This is a genomic window from Streptomyces sp. NBC_00212 (assembly GCF_045206365.1).
GTDB lineage: Bacteria > Actinomycetota > Actinomycetes > Streptomycetales > Streptomycetaceae > Streptomyces.
The window spans coordinates 7,653,999-7,673,540 of the sequence record NZ_CP108115.1; the positions used below are offsets into that span (position 1 = coordinate 7,653,999).

The 19,542-nt window shown below is 72.1% G+C and carries 14 protein-coding genes; 10 read left to right on the forward strand and 4 right to left on the reverse strand.

Going from position 1 to position 19,542, the window contains the following annotated elements:
- Positions 1–34 precede the first annotated feature (34 nt).
- Positions 35–454, reverse strand: a complete 420-nt coding sequence (locus tag OHA17_RS34915) for a CBS domain-containing protein (RefSeq protein ID WP_406509806.1) — start codon at positions 452–454, stop codon at positions 35–37.
- 223 nt (positions 455–677) lie between these two features.
- On the opposite strand from OHA17_RS34915, the gene OHA17_RS34920 reads away from it, so the two are divergent.
- The 4 genes from OHA17_RS34920 to OHA17_RS34935 all read left to right on the forward strand — a co-directional run bounded on the left by OHA17_RS34920 (position 678) and on the right by OHA17_RS34935 (position 6,704).
- A complete protein-coding gene (locus OHA17_RS34920; protein WP_398875002.1) occupies positions 678–1,868 on the forward strand; it encodes an acyl-CoA dehydrogenase family protein in 1,191 nt (396 codons plus the stop codon).
- Positions 1,869–1,958: 90 nt separating this feature from the next.
- Positions 1,959–2,849: an oxygenase MpaB family protein gene (locus OHA17_RS34925; RefSeq protein WP_406509807.1), complete on the forward strand. Its 891-nt coding sequence runs from the start codon at positions 1,959–1,961 to the stop codon at positions 2,847–2,849.
- Positions 2,850–2,867: 18 nt separating this feature from the next.
- Positions 2,868–5,060, forward strand: coding sequence for a tetratricopeptide repeat protein (locus OHA17_RS34930; protein WP_406509808.1), 2,193 nt, complete (start codon positions 2,868–2,870; stop codon positions 5,058–5,060).
- A gap of 78 nt (positions 5,061–5,138) precedes the next feature.
- Positions 5,139–6,704, forward strand: coding sequence for a phytoene desaturase family protein (locus OHA17_RS34935; RefSeq protein ID WP_406509809.1), 1,566 nt, complete (start codon positions 5,139–5,141; stop codon positions 6,702–6,704).
- Positions 6,705–6,730: 26 nt separating this feature from the next.
- Here the strand turns inward: OHA17_RS34935 and OHA17_RS34940 are convergent, their stop codons facing one another.
- A complete protein-coding gene (locus OHA17_RS34940) occupies positions 6,731–8,449 on the reverse strand; it encodes a serine hydrolase (protein ID WP_406510898.1) in 1,719 nt (572 codons plus the stop codon).
- A gap of 261 nt (positions 8,450–8,710) precedes the next feature.
- Here OHA17_RS34940 and OHA17_RS34945 point away from each other — a divergent pair, with 261 nt between their 5' ends.
- The 4 genes from OHA17_RS34945 (at position 8,711) to OHA17_RS34960 (ending at position 13,888) form a co-directional block, all read left to right on the forward strand.
- Positions 8,711–9,820, forward strand: coding sequence for an NAD(P)H-dependent flavin oxidoreductase (locus tag OHA17_RS34945; RefSeq protein ID WP_406509810.1), 1,110 nt, complete (start codon positions 8,711–8,713; stop codon positions 9,818–9,820).
- A complete protein-coding gene (locus OHA17_RS34950) occupies positions 9,817–11,367 on the forward strand; it encodes an acyl-CoA synthetase (protein WP_406509811.1) in 1,551 nt (516 codons plus the stop codon). Before OHA17_RS34945 ends, OHA17_RS34950 begins: the two co-directional genes overlap by 4 nt.
- A gap of 114 nt (positions 11,368–11,481) precedes the next feature.
- Complete coding sequence (locus tag OHA17_RS34955) at positions 11,482–12,339, forward strand: RNA polymerase sigma-70 factor (protein ID WP_406509812.1); 858 nt, start codon at positions 11,482–11,484, stop codon at positions 12,337–12,339.
- 58 nt (positions 12,340–12,397) lie between these two features.
- Positions 12,398–13,888 (forward strand): acyl-CoA synthetase, encoded by a 1,491-nt coding sequence (locus tag OHA17_RS34960; RefSeq protein ID WP_406509813.1) that lies wholly within the window; start codon positions 12,398–12,400, stop codon positions 13,886–13,888.
- A gap of 12 nt (positions 13,889–13,900) precedes the next feature.
- Here OHA17_RS34960 and paaK read toward each other — a convergent pair whose 3' ends face one another.
- Positions 13,901–15,193, reverse strand: a complete 1,293-nt coding sequence (gene paaK / locus OHA17_RS34965) for a phenylacetate--CoA ligase PaaK (RefSeq protein ID WP_406509814.1) — start codon at positions 15,191–15,193, stop codon at positions 13,901–13,903.
- 199 nt (positions 15,194–15,392) lie between these two features.
- Here paaK and OHA17_RS34970 point away from each other — a divergent pair, with 199 nt between their 5' ends.
- Positions 15,393–16,919: an alpha/beta fold hydrolase gene (locus OHA17_RS34970; protein ID WP_406509815.1), complete on the forward strand. Its 1,527-nt coding sequence runs from the start codon at positions 15,393–15,395 to the stop codon at positions 16,917–16,919.
- 19 nt (positions 16,920–16,938) lie between these two features.
- On the opposite strand, the gene OHA17_RS34975 is transcribed toward OHA17_RS34970, so the two are convergent.
- The gene (locus tag OHA17_RS34975; protein ID WP_406510899.1) at positions 16,939–18,561 is read right to left on the reverse strand and encodes an acyl-CoA synthetase; all 1,623 of its coding nucleotides are present in this window, start codon (positions 18,559–18,561) and stop codon (positions 16,939–16,941) included.
- Positions 18,562–18,727: 166 nt separating this feature from the next.
- On the opposite strand from OHA17_RS34975, the gene OHA17_RS34980 reads away from it, so the two are divergent.
- A complete protein-coding gene (locus tag OHA17_RS34980; RefSeq protein ID WP_406509816.1) occupies positions 18,728–19,528 on the forward strand; it encodes a crotonase/enoyl-CoA hydratase family protein in 801 nt (266 codons plus the stop codon).
- Positions 19,529–19,542: the final 14 nt, after the last annotated feature.

The following is a 19,542-nucleotide window of genomic DNA, read 5'->3' on the forward strand; positions in this document are numbered from 1 at the left end:
TCCGCACCGCGGCGGGGAAGCCCTCGCAATCGCCTCAGGGGGCCGCGTAGACCCGGCCCGCGTACGACGAGAAGGCCTCCGCGGTGAGCTTCCGGGCCAGGTCCGCCTCGGTGATCATGCCGACCGGCGTGCCGTCCTCGACCACCACGATCCGGCGGATCCGCGCCTCGCCCATCGCCTTGACCGCCAGAGTGGCGTCGGCGCCCGCGTCGACCGTGTGCACCCCGCCCTCGGCGAGCTCGCCCGCGGTCACCCGCGAGGCGTCCTTCCCGGCGGCGAGCACCTTCACGACGATGTCCCGGTCGGTCACGATGCCGGCCAGCTCGCCGTCGCTGCCCTTGACCGGCAGCGCGCCGATCCCGTGGTCGCGCATCAACTGGGCGGCCCGGTCGAGGGTTTCGGAAGCCGGGACGCAGCGGACGTCCGGGGTCATCAGGTCACGGGCAGTGGTCACGAGGCCTCCGGTGAAGGGTGCGAAAGGCGTACGGATTCGACGCACACGCCTCGGCCATGCTCACCGGGCACACGGCCCCGGGCGACCGCTCGGCGCCGATCGGGTGTCGTGGCACCCGCCGTCCAGCGGGCGGCGCGCACGAGAGGGCGGCGGCTCCCCTTCCAGATTCTTGGAACACGTTCTACTGTGTGCGCCGCCGTACCGCGACCGTCCTGGAGGGGCCGTGCACCTCGAATACACGCCTGAGCAGCAGCAGTTGCGCACCGAGCTGCGGACCTACTTCGCCGGCCTGGTGCCGGACAACGTCTACGCCCGGTACGCGGACCCGGCCGCGCAGAAGCGGTTCTACCGCGAGACCGTGCGGCGGCTCGGCGGGGACGGCTGGCTGGGGGTGGGCTGGCCCAAGCAGTACGGCGGGCGCGGGCTCAGCCCGATGGAGCAGTTCATCTTCTTCGACGAGGCCGCCCAGGCCGGGGTCCCGCTGCCGCTGATGGCGCTGAACACCGTCGGCCCGACGATCATGCAGTTCGGCACGGACGAGCAGAAGGCGTACTTCCTGCCGAAGATCCTCTCCGGCGAGATCGACTTCGCGATCGGCTACAGCGAGCCGGACGCGGGAACCGACCTCGCGGCCCTGAAGACGCGGGCGGTGCGCGAGGGCGACGCGGCCACCGGCACCTACACGGTGAACGGGCAGAAGATCTGGACCACGAACGGGGACACCGCCGACTGGGTCTGGCTCGCCGTTCGCACCGACCCGGACGCCCCCGCGCACAAGGGCATCACCATGCTCCTGGTCCCGACCTCCGACCCCGGCTACAGCTGCACCCTGATCAACACGCTCGCCTCGCACGACACGACGGCCAGCTACTACGAGAACATCCGGGTCCCCGCGTCGCGCCGGGTCGGCGAGGAGAACAAGGGCTGGCGCCTGATCACCAACCAGCTCAACCACGAGCGGGTCACCCTGGCCGCCCACGGCACGATGGCGATCCGCGCCCTGCACGACGTCCAGCGCTGGGCGGCCGACACCAAGCTCGCCGACGGCCGCCGCGTCATCGACCTCGGCTGGGTCCGCAAGAACCTGGCCCGTACCCACACCCGCCTGGACGCGATGAAACTGCTCAACTGGCAGATGGTCAACGCCGTCCAGGAAGGCACCCTCACCCCCCAGGACGCCTCCGCCGTCAAGGTGTACGGCTCGGAGGCCCGCAGGGACGCGTATGCCTCCTTGATGGAGATCGTCGCGGCGGCCGCCCCGATGAAGGAGGGCTCGGCGGGCACGGTCCTGCACGGTGAACTGGAACGCGGCTACCGCTCCGCGGTGATCTTCACGTTCGGGGGCGGGAACAACGAGATCCAGCGGGAGATCATCGCCTGGATCGGGCTGGGGATGCCCCGGGTGCGGCGGTAGCGGACCCGTATCCCCTCGCCGAAGGACGGATTAACCTTCTGATGTCGTGGCTGCGCCCGGCCCTGAGGGCATGCCCACCGGAGGTGGCGGATGGCGGACGCCGACCCGGGCTACTTCGGCCCCGAATCGGTCACCTGGCAGGTGCACAGCGACCCCATGATGTGGATCGCGGGGATCCGGGCGCTCTACCTCCAGGCGCTGCACCCGCGCGCCGTGCGGGGCGTCATGCAGAACTCCGACTTCCGCAAGGACGCCTGGGGACGTCTGATGCGCACCGCCGACTTCGTCGGGACGCTCTCGTACGGCACGAAGGAGGCGGCCGAGCAGGCGGGCGCCCGGGTCCGGCGCATCCACGCCCTGCTCAAGGCGGACGACCCCGTGACGGGGGAGCGGTTCGGGATCGACGACCCCGAGCTGCTCCTGTGGGTGCACTGCGCCGAGATCGACAGCTATCTCAGTGTGGCCCGGCGCTCGGGGTTCCGGCTGAGCGACGCCCAGGCCGACCGCTACGTCGGTGAACACCGCGTGGACGCCCGCCTGGTCGGGCTCGACCCGGCCGGCGTGCCCGGCACCGTCGCCGAGCTCGCCGCCTACTTCGACTCCGTACGGCCCGGGCTCGCGGCCACCGCAGACGCGCGGGACGTCGACGACTTCCTGCGGCGGCCGCCCACCCACCCCCTCCTGATCCCGGCGCGCGAGCTCGTCTGGCGGCGCGTGGCCCACCTCGCCTACGCCTCGCTGCCCCCGTACGCCCACGAGCTCTACGGCAGGCCCGCCCCCGCCGAGCGCACCGTGGACCGCCGGCTGACACTCACCGGGACGGCGCTGCGCCGCATCCCCGCGACCCTGCGCTGGCAGCTGCCGCCCCGGCACATCCTGAAGGCGGTCGCCCGGCTCGGACCCGGGTCCCGACCCGCCCCGTACAAACTCCGCAGACAGGCCGCCATACTGGACGGGCCGGGGAGGGCGCATGGTCAGTGACGGGGGCGGCGGCATCAGATGGCGGACACCAGGCTGATCCACGGCCGCTACCGGCTGCTCGACCTGATCGGGCGCGGCGGCATGGGGGAGGTGTGGCGGGCCCGTGACGAATCCCTTGAGCGGCACGTCGCGGTGAAACTGCTCAAGCCGCCGGCGCCCGGCCACGAGGAGTCGTTCACCCGGGTGCTCAGGGAGCGCTTCCGGCGCGAGGGCCGGGTCGCCGCCGCGCTCCAGCACCGAGGCGTCACCGTCGTTCACGACTTCGGGGAGTACGAGGGCGGCCTCTACCTCGTCATGGAACTGCTCGAAGGCCGCAACCTGAGCCAGCTCCTGGACGACACCAACGGGCATCCGCTGCCGGTGCCGGACGTCGTGGACATCGCCGAACAGGTCGCGGCCGCCCTCGCCTACACCCACCAACAGGGCATCGTCCACCGGGACCTGAAGCCCGCCAACATCATGCGGCTCGACGACGGCACCGTGAAGATCTGCGACTTCGGCATCGCCCGGCTCGGCGCCGACATCGGCTTCACCAGCCGGCTCACCGGCACCGGCATCGCCATGGGCACCCCGCACTACATGTCGCCCGAACAGATCGGCGGCGTCGAGGTCGACCACCGCAGCGACCTCTACTCGCTGGGCTGCGTGCTGTACGAGCTGTGCACCGGCGCGCCGCCGTTCGACCTGGACGACGCCTGGGCGGTGCTCGTCGGCCACCGCGACACCCCGCCCCGGCCGCCCCGCGAGCACCGCGCCGAACTGCCCGAGTTCCTCGAACGGGCCGTGCTCGACCTGCTGGCCAAGGAGCCCGGCCAACGCCCCGACGACGCACGGGAGTTGGGGCGCATGCTGGCCGCTGGGCGAGGTGCGCCGCGGCCCCTGGCCGACCCCGTGCCGCTGCCCCCGCGCCACGCGCCCCGGCTCCCGTCCTGGACCAAGGGGATGACCACCGGTCACAAGGCGACCCGGCTCTTCACCCCGGCCACCCCGCCCGACCCCACCGCGGGCCTCACCGGCGAATGGACCACCCGGCACACCCCCGCCCCGCGGGAGCCGGACCGGCCGACCCCGCCGCCGGAAGTCCTCGCCGACCTGAACGGCCGCCACGAAGCGGCGCTCGAACTGTGCCGACCCGGCTGCTGGGCAGAGGCGGGCGAGGCACACAGGGCGGTCGCCGCCGAGCGCGCCCGGGTGCTCGGCCCCGACCACCCCGACACGCTCTCCAGCCGCTACGAACTGGGCTTCGCGCTCAGCCGGTCGGGCCACGAGGCCGACGCGCTGCGCGAGTTCGGCGAGGTCGCCGACGGCAGATCCCGCTCGCTCGGGCCCGACCACCCCCACACCCTCGACGCGCGCGAGGAGACCGCGTACGTCCTCGGCCGTCTCGGCCGTCACTTCGAGGCGCACCGGCTCTACGCCACGGTCCTCGCGGCCCGCGAGCGCACCCGGGGACCCGACGCCCCGGACACCCTGCGCTGCCGGCACAACCTCGCCGTCAGCCTCGGCAGGCTCGGCCGCCTGGAGGACTCCTGCCTGATGGCCCAGGAAGTGGCCGCCGCGCGGACCCGGGTGCTCGGTGCGGGACACCCCGACACGCTGGTCACGCGGTACGAAGTGGCGTACGCGCTCGGCCTGCTGGGGCGCTGGATCGAGGCGCTCGCCACCTGTCGCGAGGTCGCCCGGGGGCGGGCCGCGGCTCTGGGGGCCGACCATCCGGACACCCTCGCGGCCCGCTACGAGATCGGCGTCAGCCTCGGCCGCCTCGGGCGCAGCCCCGAGGCCCTGGAGTTGTACCGCGGCCTGGTCGAGGACCGGCTGCGGGTCAGCGGCCCCGAGGACCCGCAGACGCTGCGCGCCCGGCACGGCCTCGGTGTCAACCTCGGGCGGCTCGCCCGCTGGCAGGAGGCCCTCCAGGAGGCGCGCGAGGTGTGCGCCCTGCGCGAGCGGGTGCTCGGCCCCGACCACCCCGACACCCTGATCAGCCGCCGTGAGATCGCCGTGGGCCTGGGCTGGCTGGGCCGCCGGCCCGATGCGCTGGACGTCTACCGCCACATCGCCGAATCCCGCGAGCGCACCCTGGGCGCCGCCCACCCCGACACCCTGGCCGCCCGCAACGACGAGGCCCAATGTCTGGAACAACTGGGCCGGGGAGCGGAGGCGGTGGAGCTGTACCGCAGGGTGGCGGCCCTGCGGCAGGGCGGCGGGGGCTGAGCCCGGAGGGAGGGGGGAACCGGCGCCGTCCGGCCCGGGACGGGTTCCCCCGCCGATCATCCCGTGTTACCAAGAGGCATGCCCGCACGCACCGCGTTCGCCCGAGACCTGTACGACGCCGTCATCGTCGGAGGCGGCCACAACGGCCTGGTCGCCGCCGCCTACCTCGCCCGCGCCGGAAAGTCCGTCCTGGTTCTCGAACGGCTCGGCCGTACCGGCGGCGCCGCCATCTCGACCCGCTCGTTCGCGGGCGTGGACGCCCGGCTCTCGCGCTACTCCTACCTGGTCTCACTCCTGCCGAAGAAGATCGTCGACGACCTGGGGCTCGACTTCGCGGTCCGCAAGCGCACCGTGTCCTCGTACACGCCGACCGTCCGCGACGGCCGCCCCGGAGGCCTCCTGGTCGGGGGCGGGCAGGACCGTACCGCCGCGTCCTTCCGTCAACTGACCGGATCCGACGCCGAGTTCACCGCCTGGCAGGCTTTCTACGAGACCACGCGACAGGTCGCCGAACGGGTCTTCCCCACCCTCACCGAGCCCCTGCCCACTCCGGCCGCGCTGCGCGAGCGGGTCGCGGACGACGAGGCGTGGCGGATGCTCTTCGAGGAGCCCATCGGCGCCGCCGTGGAGGACCGCTTCGCCGACGACCTCGTACGCGGTGTCGTCCTCACCGACGCCCTCATCGGCACCTTCGCCGACGCCCACGACCCCTCGCTCGCCCAGAACCGCTGCTTCCTCTACCACGTGATCGGCCAGGGCACCGGCGACTGGGACGTTCCGATCGGCGGCATGGGCGCCCTCACCGACGCGCTCGCCGAGGCCGCGCGGGCGGCCGGGGCGGAGATCGCCACCGGGCACGAGGTGACCGCGATCCGCAGCGACGGCACCGAGGCCGAGGTCGCGTACGTCACGAGCGAGGCGCCCGGCACGGTGGCCGCCCGCCACGTCCTGGTGAACGCCTCGCCGCAGGCCCTGGCCGAGCTCGTCGGCGACACCCCGCCCGAGCCCGCCGAGGGCGCCCAGCTGAAGGTCAACATGCTGCTCAAGCGGCTGCCCCGGCTCCGGGACACCGCCGTCGACCCGCGCGAGGCCTTCGCCGGGACCTTCCACATCGCCGAGGGATACGGCCAGTTGGCGACCGCGTACGCCGAGGCCGCGCGCGGCGAGCTCCCCTCCGCCCCGCCCTCGGAGATCTACTGCCACTCCCTGACCGACCCCTCGATCCTGGGTCCCGAACTCGCGGCCCGGGGCTACCAGACCCTCACCCTGTTCGGCCTGCACACCCCGGCCCGCCTGTTCGCCGGCGACAACGACAAGGCGCGCGAGGCGCTGCTCGCCGCGACCCTCGCCCAGCTGGACGCCCACCTCGACGAACCCCTCGCCGACTGCCTGGCCCTGGACGCCGACGGCCGCCCCTGCGTCGAGGCCAAGACGCCGCTCGACCTGGAGCGCGACCTGCGGCTGCCCGGCGGCAACATCTTCCACCGCGCCCTCGCCTTCCCGTACGCCGACGACTCGACGGGCCGCTGGGGCGTCGAGACCGGCCTAGCGAACGTGCTCCTCTGCGGGGCCGGCGCCGTACGCGGCGGCGGCGTGAGCGGCATCCCGGGCCACAACGCGGCGATGGCCGTACTGGGCCGCTGATCCTCTCAACCTCCTTGCGGACCAGGTCAGTTGGGAGACCTCTCCCAACCCGCCGCCTCGATCCGCGCGGAGTCTTCCAGCCGTGCCTCGTCGAAAAGCACCCGCCGCTCCTCGGCGACCCGCAGCCCGTCGACGTACACCCCGCGGCCGACGTACAGCGGGCCCGTCGTGTACCGCCAGCGCAGCCGCACAGGGCGGCCGCGCCAGGCGGCGAGGTCCGCCGACGCCTCGTGCCAGACCCGCCCGGACCACCCCGTCACCGATCCGGCCGGGTGCTCCACGGCCCCTTCTCCCGGGCCCGCGGTCGTGAACGGCACGGGCCGCCAGGTGGCCCCCGCGTCCACCGAGGCCTCCAGCGCCACGGTGCCCACGCCCGGCTCCGTGTCCCACCACAGGGCGCAGCTCAGCCGGGCCCGGTCGGAGGCGACATCCAACTCGGGCAGGGTGAGCGTGGCGCTCGTGCCGCGCGACATACCCGCGAACCAGGAGCTCCCGCCGTGCGCGGGGCGGACCGCGACGGCCCGGGCCAGTGCGTTGCCCGCGGCCACGCGCGGCGCGGACCCGGAGCGCCAGGTGCGCACCGGATGGACGGAGTTGGCGAGCAGCACGAGGAACGTGTCGGTGCTCGGGTCGATGACGATGCTCGTGCCGGTGAACCCGGTGTGCCCCGCGCTGTGCGGCGTCGCCATCGCGCCCATGTACCAGTGCTGGTAGAGCTCGAAGCCGAGCCCGTGCTCATGGCCGGGGAAGGCCGTGTTGAAGTCCCTGAACAGCAGGTCCACGGAGGCGGGGGTCAGGATCCGGGCCTGGCCGTAGGCGCCGCCGTTCAGCAGCGTACGGGCGAGGACCGCGAGGTCCCAGGCGCAGGAGAAGACCCCGGCGTGGCCCGCGACGCCGCCGAGGCAGTACGCGTTCTCGTCGTGCACCTCGCCCCACACCAGGCCCCGGTCGATCCCGGACCACGGCTTGCGCGCGTCCTCGGTCGCGGCGATCTTCGGCTTCCAGGAGGCGGGCGGGTTGTAGCGAGTGCGGTGCATCCCGAGTGGAGCAGTGATCTCGTCGTGGAGCAGTGCATCCAATGAGCGCCCGGTGATCTTTTCCAGGACCAGCTGGAGGGAGATCAGATTGAGGTCGGAGTAGAGGTACGTGCTGCCGGGCGGGCTCGCCGGGGCCTCGTTCCAGATGAGCTTCAGTTTCTCCTCGTACGGGGGCGCCCCGTACAGCGGGATCCACTCGCGGAACCCCGAGGTATGCGTGAGCAACTGCCGTACGGTGACGGCCTGTTTGCCCGCCGCGCCGAACGCGGGCAAGTACGAGGCGACCGTGCGCTCCAGCTCCAGCGTGCCGCGCTCGATCTGCTGGACCGCGAGCAGCGAGGTGAACAGCTTCGAGAGCGAGGCGAGGTCATACACCGTGTCCTCGGCCGCCGTGATCCGCCGCTCGGGCGGCAACTCCACCGCCCGGTCGCTCTTCTCGTCGTATGCCGCGTAGCGCACCGCGCTGCCGATCGGACGGTGCAGCGCCACCGTGCCGCCGCGCCCCGCGAGCAGTACGGCGCCCGCGTACCAGGGGTGCTCGGGGGAGGGGCCGAGGAACTTCTCCGCGTCCTCGACCAGACGGTCCAGGTGCTCGGGCAGCAGCCCGGCCCGCTCGGCGGACCCCCGCCGCAGCGTCCGGGTACGCCCTGTCGCGATCGCCTCCCCGACCGGCCACGAGCCCACCACCAGCGCACCTCCAAGGACCATGGCCGCACCGGCCAGCCGTCGTCTGCTGACGCCGCGGACTTCCTCGGCCACCGGCACGCACCCCTTCCCGCCGCGCCTTCCTGACGCGGCCCCCGGCGTGCTGAAAGTATCTTTCGTGATCACGTCGAACGGTAGAAACTTTCTTCCATGGGCTCGCCCGTGTCAATGAGGCGGCGAGCCGCCACGGCGCACGGCAAAGAATCTGACGTAGCATCAGAAAATCTCTTCCCTCGTCGCCCCGGCTGCGGCATTCTGCGCCCCATGCAGACGGAGCTGAGCAGGAAACTGGGAGTCGAGCACGCCGTCTTCGGCTTCACGCCGTTCCCCGCGGTGGCCGCGGCCATCACCCGGGCCGGCGGATTCGGTGTGCTCGGCGCGGTCCGCTACACGGCGCCCGACGACCTCGCGCGCGACCTCGACTGGATGCAGGAGCACACCGACGGGCTGCCGTACGGGCTCGACGTGGTGATGCCCGCCAAGAAGGTCGAGGGGGTCGGCGAGGCCGAGATCGAGGCTATGATCCCCGAGGGGCACCGCCAGTTCGTGCGCGACACCCTCGCCAAGCACGGCGTGCCCGAGCTCGCCGCGGGCGAGGCGTCCGGCTGGCGCATCACCGGCTGGATGGAGCAGGTGGCTCGCAACCAGCTCGACGTGGCCTTCGACTATCCGATCAAGTTGCTCGCCAACGCGCTCGGTTCACCGCCCCTCGACGTCGTCCAACGCGCCCACGACCAGGGCGTGCTCGTCGCCGCACTCGCGGGCAGCGCCCGCCACGCCCGCCACCACGCGGACGCGGGCATCGACATCGTCGTCGCCCAGGGCTACGAGGCCGGCGGGCACACCGGGGAGATCGCCACCATGGTGCTCGTCCCCGAAGTCGTCGACGCCGTCGGCCCGTTGCCGGTCCTCGCGGCCGGGGGCATCGGCAGCGGCGAGCAGATCGCCGCCGGGCTCGCGCTCGGCGCGCAGGGCGTCTGGCTCGGCTCGCTCTGGCTCACCACCACCGAAGCCGAAATGCACTCCCGCGCGCTGACCCGCAAGCTCCTCGCGGCCGGCTCCGGCGACACCGTCCGCTCCCGCGCGCTCACCGGCAAGCCCGCGCGCCAGCTGCGTACCGAATGGACCGACGCCTGGGACGACCCGGCCGGGCCCGGCACCCTGCCCATGCCGCTCCAGGGCCTCCTCGTCGCCGAGGCCGTGTCCCGCATCCAGAAGTACGAGGTGGAACCGCTGCTCGGCACGCCCGTCGGCCAGATCGTCGGGAAGATGACCGCCGAACGCAGCGTCCAGGAGACCTTCGACGACCTCACGCGCGGCTTCGAGCGTGCCATCGACCGCATCAACCGCATCGCCGGAAGGGACGCCCGATGAACCAGCCGCCCAACGGTTTCTGGGCCCAGGCCGCCGCCGACCCCGACCGCCCGGTCCTCGTCGCGCCGGACGGCGAGGAGTGGACGGCGGGCCGTCTGCACGGCGCCGTCAACCAGCTCGTGCACGGACTGCGGGCCACGGGTCTGGAGCGCGGCGACGCCTTCGCCGTGGTGCTGCCCAACGGCGTCGAGTTCTTCACCGCCTATCTCGCCGCCTCCCAGGGCGGGTTCTACCTCGTGCCCGTCAACCACCATCTGGTCGGCCCGGAGATCGCCTGGATCGTCTCCGACTCGGGTGCCAAGGTCCTCATCGCGCACGAGCGGTTCGCCGAGGCGGCCACCGCCGCGGCCGACGAGGCCGAGCTGCCCGTGTCGCACCGGTACGCCGTCGGCACGATCGCCGGTTTTTCTCAGTACGCCCAACTCCTGGACGGACAGCCCGAGTCAGTGCCGACCGACCGCACGCTCGGCTGGGTCATGAACTACACCTCCGGCACCACAGGACGCCCGCGCGGCATCCGGCGCCCGCTGCCCGGAAAGCCGCCGGAGGAGACCTACCTCGGCGGCTTCCTCGCCATCTTCGGCATCAAGCCGTTCGACGACAACGTCCACCTGGTGTGCTCGCCGCTCTACCACACGGCGGTCCTCCAATTCGCCGGTGCCTCCCTGCACATCGGGCACCGCATCGTCCTCATGGACAAGTGGACGCCCGAGGACATGCTGCGCCTCATCGACGAACACGCCTGCACGCACACCCACATGGTGCCGACCCAGTTCCACCGGCTGCTCTCGCTGCCCGACGAGGTGAAGGCGCGGTACGACGTCTCCTCGATGCGGCACGCCATCCACGGCGCCGCGCCCTGCCCCGACCACGTCAAACGCGCCATGATCGACTGGTGGGGGAACTGCGTCGAGGAGTACTACGCGGCCAGCGAGGGCGGCGGCGCCTTCGCGACCGCCGAGGACTGGCTGAAGAAGCCCGGCACGGTCGGCAAGGCCTGGCCCATCAGCGAGCTCGCGGTCTTCGACGACGACCAAGTACAGCTGCCCGCAGGGGAGTTGGGCACGGTCTACATGAAGATGTCGACCGGCGGCTTCAGTTACCACAAGGACGAGAGCAAGACGAGGAAGAACCGCATCGGCGACTTCTTCACCGTCGGTGACCTCGGCTACCTCGACGAGGACGGCTATCTCTTCCTCCGCGACCGCAAGATCGACATGATCATCTCGGGTGGCGTCAACATCTACCCGGCCGAGATCGAGGCGGCGCTCCTGACCCACCCGGCCGTAGCGGACGCCGCGGCCTTCGGCATTCCGCACGCCGACTGGGGCGAGGAGGTGAAGGCCGTCGTCGAAGTGGCCGAGGGACACGAGGCGGGCGACGCCCTCGCGACCGGGATACTCGCCCACTGCGCACGCCAGCTGGCCGGATACAAGCGGCCCAGGACCGTCGACTTCATCGAGACGATGCCGCGCGACCCCAACGGCAAGCTCTACAAGCGGCGGCTGCGCGAACCGTACTGGGAGGGCCACGAGCGCGCGATGTGACCCGGCGGACAGATGCCCCGGCCTGCTGGCGCCCCGGCCCCGCCGTCGAGTTGAATGACGCGGCAGCCGCCGGGACGCGGGCCGGGGGCGCCGCACGGGGAGGTGGCACACGTCATGACGGAGCACGCCGAGGAGTTCGAGGACCACCGGCAGGTGCTGCTCGGGCTCGCCTACCGGCTGCTCGGCTCGCTGTGGGACGCCGAGGACGTCGTCCAGGACGCCTATCTGCGCTGGAGCCGGGTCGACCGCGCCGAGGTGCGGGACACGCGCGGCTTCCTCATCACCGTCGTCTCCCGGCTCGCCATCGACCAGCTGCGCTCGGCACGCGTGGCCCGCGAGGCGTACGTCGGGCCGTGGCTGCCCGAACCCGTCGCCACCGACGCGCTCGGCCCGCTGGACACGGCCGAACTGCGCGACACCGTCGCCTACGCCACCGTCCACCTCATGGAACGCCTCTCGCCGCCGGAGCGCGCCGTGTTCGTGCTGCGCGAGGCCTTCCAGCTGCCGTACGAGGAGATCGCGCCCATCGTCGACGCGAGCGTCGCCAACTGCCGCCAGATGTACAGCAGGGCCGGCCGCCACCTGGCCGCGGGGCGTGAGCGCTTCCCGCTCTCCGACGACGAACACGCCAAGCTGCTCAGCCGCTTCCTCGAAGCGGCCGCGGGCGGCGACCTGAGCGCGCTCGCCGAACTGCTCGCCGAGGACGTCGTGGCCTGGAGCGACGGCGGCGGCAAGGTCACGGCCGCACGGCGCCCCGTCATGGGCCGCAAGAAGGTGCTCGCCTTCATCACCGGCCTGCTCAACCGGTATCAGCTGGAAAGCTTCGAGGTCATCGACATCAACGGCGGCCCGGCCCTGTCCATCACCGCGGACGGCCGGCGCCAGATCGGCCTGGTCGCCTTCCGTGACGGGCTCATCGACACCATCTACACGATCCGCAACCCCGACAAGCTCACCCACCTGTCGGGCTGACCCATCGGACACCCCCCAGGGCCTTGACCCCGCCGGGCGGGCCGCCCAGGATCCAGCCATGGAAGAGGTACGCAGCAGCACCGTCGACGGCATCGTGCGCCGCAGCGCCCGCCGCACCCCCGACCGCACCGCCGTCCGGTACGCGGACCGCGCCTGGAGCTATGCCGAACTGGACACGGCCGTCTCCACCGCGGCCGCTGTCCTCGCCTCCCGGGGGCTGAGCAAGGGCGACCGGGTCGCCACCTACGGCCACAACTCGGACGCCTACCTCATCGCGTTCCTCGCCTGCGCCCGCGCCGGATTCATCCATGTGCCCGTCAACCAGCACCTCACCGGCGCGGACCTCGCCTACATCCTGGAGCAGTCCGGCGCCGCCCTGGTCCTCGCCGACCCGGCGCTCGCGGACCGGCTGCCCGCAAGCTTCGCGGTCCTTCCCCTGCGCGACGGCGCGGGCTCGCTCCTCGCGGCGCTGGCCGAGCCGCTCCCGTACGAGCCCGACGGCGAGCGGCACGACGTGGTCCAGCTGCTCTACACCTCCGGCACCACCGCGCTGCCCAAGGGCGCGATGATGACCCACCGGGCCCTCGTCCACGAGTACGTCTCCGCCATCACGGCGCTCGACCTGCGCGAGACGGACCGGCCCGTGCACTCGCTGCCGCTCTACCACTCGGCGCAGATGCACGTCTTCCTGCTGCCCTACCTCGCGGTGGGCGCACAGAACACCATCCTGGACGCGCCCGACGCGGGCCGGATCTTCGACCTGGTGGAGGCGGGCCGCGCCGACTCGCTGTTCGCGCCGCCCACCGTGTGGATCGCCCTCGCGGGGCACCCCGAGTTCGCCACGCGCGATCTGGGCGGGCTGCGCAAGGCGTACTACGGGGCCTCGATCATGCCGGTGCCGGTCCTGGAGCGGCTGCGCGAACGGCTCCCCGGGCTCGCCTTCTACAACTGCTTCGGGCAGAGCGAGATCGGCCCGCTCGCCACCGTGCTCGGGCCCGAGGAGCACGAGGGGCGGATGGACTCGTGCGGGCGGCCCGTGCTGTTCGTCGAGGCGAAGGTCGTCGACGAGAGCGGCAAGGAGGTGCCCGACGGCACGCCGGGTGAAGTGGTCTACCGCTCCCCGCAGTTGTGCGAGGGCTACTGGGACAAGCCCGCCGAGACCGAGGACGCCTTCCGCGAGGGCTGGTTCCACTCCGGCGATCTCGCGGTGCGCGACAGCGAGGGCTACTTCACCGTCGTCGACCGGGTGAAGGACGTCATCAACTCCGGGGGTGTGCTGATCGCCTCGCGCCAGGTCGAGGACGCGCTGTACACCCACCCGGCGGTCGCCGAGGCCGCCGTCGTGGGCCTGCCCGACGAGCGCTGGATCGAGGCGGTCACCGCGTTCGTCGTACGGAGCGGCGAGGTGAGCGAGGCTCAACTGATCGACCACGCGCGGGAGTTGCTCGCCCACTTCAAGGCGCCGAAGCGGGTCCTGTTCGTGGACGAGCTGCCGCGGAACGCGAGCGGCAAGATCCTCAAGCGGGAGCTGCGCGACCGGTTCGCCTGACCTCCCGCGGACTCAAACGCGCCCCGGCCGCAGGTCGACGATCCGCTTGAACTTGCCCACCGAGCGCTCGATGGTCTCGGGGTCGACGATCTCCACCGTCACCGAGACGCCGATCCCGTCCTTGACCGCCGCGACGATCGAACGCGCCGCGGCCTCGCGCTGCTCCGGCGGCGTGTCCGCCCGGGCCTCCACCCGTACCGTCAGCGCGTCGAGCCGGCCCTCACGGGACAGCCGCAGCTGGAAGTGCGGGGCGAGGCCGGGCGTGCGCAGCACGATCTCCTCGATCTGGGTGGGGAAGAGGTTCACCCCGCGCAGGATGACCAGGTCGTCGCTGCGCCCGGTCACCTTCTCCATCCGCCGGAACACCCGGGCCGTGCCGGGCAGCAGCCGCGTCAGGTCCCGCGTCCGGTAACGGATCACCGGCATCGCTTCCTTGGTGAGCGAGGTGAACACGAGCTCGCCGCGCTCCCCGTCCGGCAGGACCTCGCCGGTGAGCGGGTCCACGATCTCCGGGTAGAAGTGGTCCTCCCAGATGTGCAGCCCGTCCTTGGTCTCCACGCACTCCTGCGCGACACCCGGGCCCATGACCTCCGAGAGCCCGTAGATGTCGACCGCGTCGATCGCGAACCGCTCCTCGATCTCGCGGCGCATCTCCTCGGTCCACGGCTCGGCGCCGAAGATGCCGACCTTGAGCGAGGTCGTACGGGGATCGATGCCCTGGCGCTCGAACTCGTCGAGCAGCGTCAGCATGTAGGACGGGGTCACCATGATGATCTCGGGGCGGAAGTCCTGGATCAGCTGGACCTGACGGGCCGTCATGCCGCCGGAGGCGGGGATCACGGTACAGCCGAGCCGCTCGGCTCCGTAGTGCGCGCCGAGACCGCCGGTGAACAGGCCGTATCCGTACGCCACATGGACCTTGTGGCCGGGCCGGCCGCCCGCCGCGCGGATCGAGCGGGCCACCACGTCCGCCCAGGTGTCCAGGTCCCGCTGGGTGTAGCCGACGACGGTCGGGCGGCCCGTCGTGCCGCTGGAGGCGTGGATGCGGCGGATCTCGCTCTCCGGGACCGCGAACATCCCGAACGGGTAGTGGTCGCGCAGATCGGACTTGGCGGTGAACGGGAAACGGGCGAGGTCCGCGAGCGAGTGGCAGTCCTCCGGGCGGACCCCGGCCTTGTCGAACGCCTCCCGGTAGAACCCGACGTTGTCGTACGCGTGCCGCAGCGAGGCGCGCAGCCGGTCGAGCTGCAGGGCTTCGAGCTCCGGTCGGCTCAGCCGCTCCGCCTCGTCCAGCTCAGCTGCCATGGTTGCGCTCCCGTCCTCGCTCCGCCCCCGCAGGGGCGACGAAATCGGACGACCGATCATTCGGTCGATCTGTATCGGATCAGTAATTCAGCAGCCCGAGGGGTGCGTCAAGGGCTGTGGACAACTCGACGGGCGGCCCGTTCGTGCTGTCGGCGAAACCCATTGCCTTGATCGTCGGAGCCCTGTGAGGATCGATCGCATGCCGACGTTCACCAGCCACGACGGAACCGAGCTCGCCTACCGACTGACCGGGGAGGGCCCGCCCCTCGTCTGCCTGCCGGGCGGACCGATGCGGGCCGCCTCCTACCTCGGCGACCTGGGCGGCCTCCGTGCGCACCGCCAATTGGTGCTGCTCGATCTTCGGGGGACGGGGGATTCGGCGACACCCGAGGACCCGGCGTCGTACCGCTGCGACCGTCAGGTGGCCGATGTCGAGGCGCTGCGCGCCCACCTCGGCCTCGACCGGATCGACCTGCTCGGCCACTCCGCCTCCGGGAACCTGGCCCTCCTGTACGCCGCCCGCCACCCGGACCGGGTCGGCTCGCTCACCCTGGTCGCGTCCGGCACCCGCGCCGTGGGCATCGACGTGACCGAGGACGACTGGCGGTCGGCCGTCGCCCTGCGGGCGGGTGAGCCCTGGTACGCGGAGGGCCGCGCGGCCTTCGAGCGGACGTGGGCGGGAGAGGCGGCCCGGGACGAGGTGTGGGACGCCATCAGGCCGTTCGCCTACGGGCGTTGGGACGCGGCGGCGCGGCGGCACGAGGCCGAAGGGCGAGCCGAGGCCAACCGGGACGCGGCGAGCGCGTACAACGCGGAGGGCGCCTTCGAGCCGAAGGCGACCGCCGCCGCGCTCGCCGAGGTGACCGCGCCCGTCCTCGTCCTCGCCGGGGAGTACGACGGCGGGCCGACGCCCGCACGAGCCGCCGAGCTGGCCGCGCTCTTCCCGAACGCCGAACTCGCCGTCCAGCGGGGCGCCGGGCACTACCCGTGGATCGACGACGCCGAAGCGTTCGTCCGTACCGTCGCCGCCTTCCTCGACCCGGACGTGCGCACGGTCACCACCGACGGCGCCCGGCTCGCCTACCGCGTCCGGGGCGCGCAGACCGCGCCGCCCGTGGTCCTCGTGCACGGCCGGGGCGGCGACTGCCGGGACTGGGCCGAGATCGCCGAACGGCTCGCGGCCACCCGCCGCGTGTACGCCGTCGACCTGCGGGGGCACGGCCTGAGCGACTGGCCGGGCGGCTACTCCTTCGAGGCGTTCCGCGACGACCTCCGCGGCTTCATCACCGAACTGGGCCTGGCCGGCACCGACGTGGTCGGCCACTCCATGGGCGGCGCCGCCGCCGTGCTGCTCGCCCAGGAGGTGCCCGGTCTCATCGGCCGGCTCGTCCTGGAGGAGTCCCCGCCGTTCTTCCCCCTGGACCCGCCGCGCGGACCCGCCGAACGCCCCGAGGGGCGGCTCGGCTTCGACTGGCCGGTCGTCCCGGCGACCGACGCCCAGCTGAACGACCCCGACCCCGCGTGGCGCGGCCGGTTCGCCACCATAGCGGTGCCCACGCTGGTCGTCGCGGGCGGCCCGGCCAGCCAGATCGACCAGAAGAAGCTGGCCTGGATGGCCTCGCGGATACCGGGCGCCCGTCTGGTCACCATCGACGCGGGCCACCTCGTGCACGCCGAGCGGCCCGCCGAATTCCTGGCCGCGCTCGGCGAGTTCGGCATCGGGTGAGCGGCACGCGCCGCGGCGCTCAGCCGGCGTCCGCCTCCGCCGCCACCGTCCGCGCCCAGCGGTAGTCCGCCTTGCCGCTGGGGGAGCGCTGGATGGTGGGGGCGATCACCAGCTGGCGCGGCACCTTGTAGCCCGCGAGCCGGGTGCGGCAGTGGGTCTGGATGTCGTCGAGCGTCGGCCGGTGCGCGCCGTCGCGGACCTGCACCACGGCCGCCACATGGCTGCCCCACTTCGCGTCGGGCACCCCCGCCACCAGCGCGTCGTACACGTCCGGATGCGACTTGAGGGCCTGCTCGACCTCCTCCGGGTAGACCTTCTCGCCGCCCGTGTTGATGCACTGCGAGCCGCGCCCGAGGACCGTGACGATGCCGTCCTCGTCGACGGTCGCCATGTCGCCGAGCAGCACCCAGCGCTCCGACCCCTTCTGGAAGAAGGTCTCCGCGGTTTTCGCCGCGTCGTTGTAGTAGCCCAGCGGAACGTGCCCGCGCTGGGCGAGCCGCCCCGGCTCGCCGACCGCGACCGGCTCGCGCGTCACCGGATCCACCACCTGGGTGCGCTCGTTGACCTCCAGGCGGAAGCCCTTCTCCGGGCCCGAGTCGTCCGTCGCCTTCCCGTTGGAACCGGACTCGGACGAGCCGAAGTTGTTGAGGATCAGTACATTCGGGGCGAGCGCCTGGAGCTGGTCCCGCACCGTCTCCGACATGATCGCCCCCGATGAGGAGACGGTGAACAGGGAGGACAGGTCGGTGCCCTTCAACGGGCCGTGCAGCGCGTCGACGAGCGGCCGCAGCATCGCGTCGCCCACCAGGGACACGCTGGTGACCTTCTCCTTCTCGATCGTACGGAGCACTTCCTCGGGCACGTACTTGCGATGGATGGCCACCCGCTGGCCGTAGTTGAAGGCGACGAACGACGTGAGCGTCGAGGTGCCGTGCATCAGCGGGGGAGCGGGGAAGAAGGTCAGCCCGGCGCCGCCCTTCGCGACCCGCTCGGCCAGTTCCTCGGGCCGCCGCACCGGCTCGCCCGCGGGCTCGCCGCCGAACAACCCGGCGAAGAACAGGTCCTCCTGACGCCACATCACACCCTTCGGCATGCCCGTGGTGCCGCCGGTGTAGATGATGAACAGGTCGTCGGCGGAGCGCGGCCCGAAGCCGCGATCGGGGGAGCCCGCGGCCTCGGCCTCGGTGAACGCCGTCGCGTCGAGAGCTGGCGCGCCTTGCGGGACGGTGCCCACCCGTACCAGGTGCCGCAGCTTCTCCGCCTGCGGCAGCGCGCCCGCCACCCGCTCCGTGAACTCGGCGTCGAAGACCAGCGCCGCGAGGTCGGCGTCCCGGTAGAGGTAGACCAACTCCTCTTCCACGTAACGGTAGTTGACGTTGACCGGGACCAGGCGCGCCTTGAGGGCGGCCAGCACCGTCTGGAGGTACTCGACGCCGTTGTACAGGTGCAGGCCCAGGTGTTCGCCGGGCTTGAGGCCCGCGTCGATCAAGTGGTGCGCGAGCCGGTTCGCCGCCGCATCCAGCTGACGGTACGTCAGCCTGCGCTCGGCGCCCGTTCCGGGATGGTCGATGTACACGAGCGCCTCGCGGTCCGGGACCACGTCGACTACGGACTCGAACAGGTCGGCAAGGTTGTACTCCACCATTCCTCCTGACACCGGCCCCGACTGACTCGGGGGTCATCAGAGCAAAGCCGTGCACAACTGGGAAGAGGTGCCGCAGAAGAAATCTGACTGACTGTCAGAAAACTATTGAACTGGCACCGCCCCTACTGCAACCTGTTCTAGGTCTTGAGACGGGAGGACGGCAATGGGTGGTACGGAACACCTCACCGTGCAGCGCGAGGGCGCCACACTGGTGCTCACCTTGAACCGGCCGGAGGCGAAGAACGCGCTCTCGCTGCCGCTGCTGGTGGGGCTGTACGACGGCTGGCTGGAGGCCGACGCGGACGACTCGATCCGCTCGGTCGTCCTCACCGGCGCGGGCGGCGACTTCTGCGCCGGTATGGACCTCAAGGCCCTCGCGGGCCGGGGCATGGAGGGCGACCAGTACCGGGACCGGCTCAAGGCCGACCCCGATCTGCACTGGAAGGCGATGCTGCGGCACCACCGGCCCCGCAAGCCGGTGATCGCGGCGGTCGAGGGGTACTGCGTGGCGGGCGGCACCGAGATCCTCCAGGGCACGGACATCCGGGTCGCGGGGGCCGGGGCGACGTTCGGGCTCTTCGAGGTGAAGCGCGGGCTCTTCCCCATCGGGGGCTCGACGGTCCGCCTCCAGCGGCAGATTCCGCGCACGCACGCGCTGGAGATGCTGCTCACGGGGCGGCCGTACGGGGCGCAGGAGGCGGCGCGGATCGGGCTGATCGGGCGGGTTGTGCCGGATGGCACGGCGCTGGACGTGGCGCTTTCGATCGCTGCGCAGATCAATGCGTGTGGGCCGCTGGCTGTCGAGGCGGTCAAGGCGTGTGTCTACGACACGGCGGCCATGAGCGAGGACGACGGGCTCAAGGTTGAACTGGAGCGGGGGTGGCCGATTTTCGCTACGGCTGATGCGAAGGAAGGGGCTCGGGCCTTTGCGGAGAAGCGGGACGCCGTTTATCGGCGGGCCTGATTTTTCCCCACCCC

Excerpts from the sequence above, each read along its gene's own strand:
- OHA17_RS34925 (WP_406509807.1), top strand. The coding sequence starts at position 1,959 with ATGGCGGACGCCGACCCGGGCTACTTCGGCCCCGAATCGGTCACCTGG.
- OHA17_RS34930 (WP_406509808.1), top strand. The coding sequence starts at position 2,868 with ATGGCGGACACCAGGCTGATCCACGGCCGCTACCGGCTGCTCGACCTG.
- OHA17_RS34935 (WP_406509809.1), top strand. The coding sequence starts at position 5,139 with ATGCCCGCACGCACCGCGTTCGCCCGAGACCTGTACGACGCCGTCATC.
- OHA17_RS34940 (WP_406510898.1), bottom strand. The coding sequence starts at position 8,449 with ATGGTCCTTGGAGGTGCGCTGGTGGTGGGCTCGTGGCCGGTCGGGGAG.
- OHA17_RS34945 (WP_406509810.1), top strand. The coding sequence starts at position 8,711 with ATGCAGACGGAGCTGAGCAGGAAACTGGGAGTCGAGCACGCCGTCTTC.
- OHA17_RS34950 (WP_406509811.1), top strand. The coding sequence starts at position 9,817 with ATGAACCAGCCGCCCAACGGTTTCTGGGCCCAGGCCGCCGCCGACCCC.
- OHA17_RS34955 (WP_406509812.1), top strand. The coding sequence starts at position 11,482 with ATGACGGAGCACGCCGAGGAGTTCGAGGACCACCGGCAGGTGCTGCTC.
- OHA17_RS34960 (WP_406509813.1), top strand. The coding sequence starts at position 12,398 with ATGGAAGAGGTACGCAGCAGCACCGTCGACGGCATCGTGCGCCGCAGC.
- paaK (WP_406509814.1), bottom strand. The coding sequence starts at position 15,193 with ATGGCAGCTGAGCTGGACGAGGCGGAGCGGCTGAGCCGACCGGAGCTC.
- OHA17_RS34970 (WP_406509815.1), top strand. The coding sequence starts at position 15,393 with ATGCCGACGTTCACCAGCCACGACGGAACCGAGCTCGCCTACCGACTG.
- OHA17_RS34980 (WP_406509816.1), top strand. The coding sequence starts at position 18,728 with ATGGGTGGTACGGAACACCTCACCGTGCAGCGCGAGGGCGCCACACTG.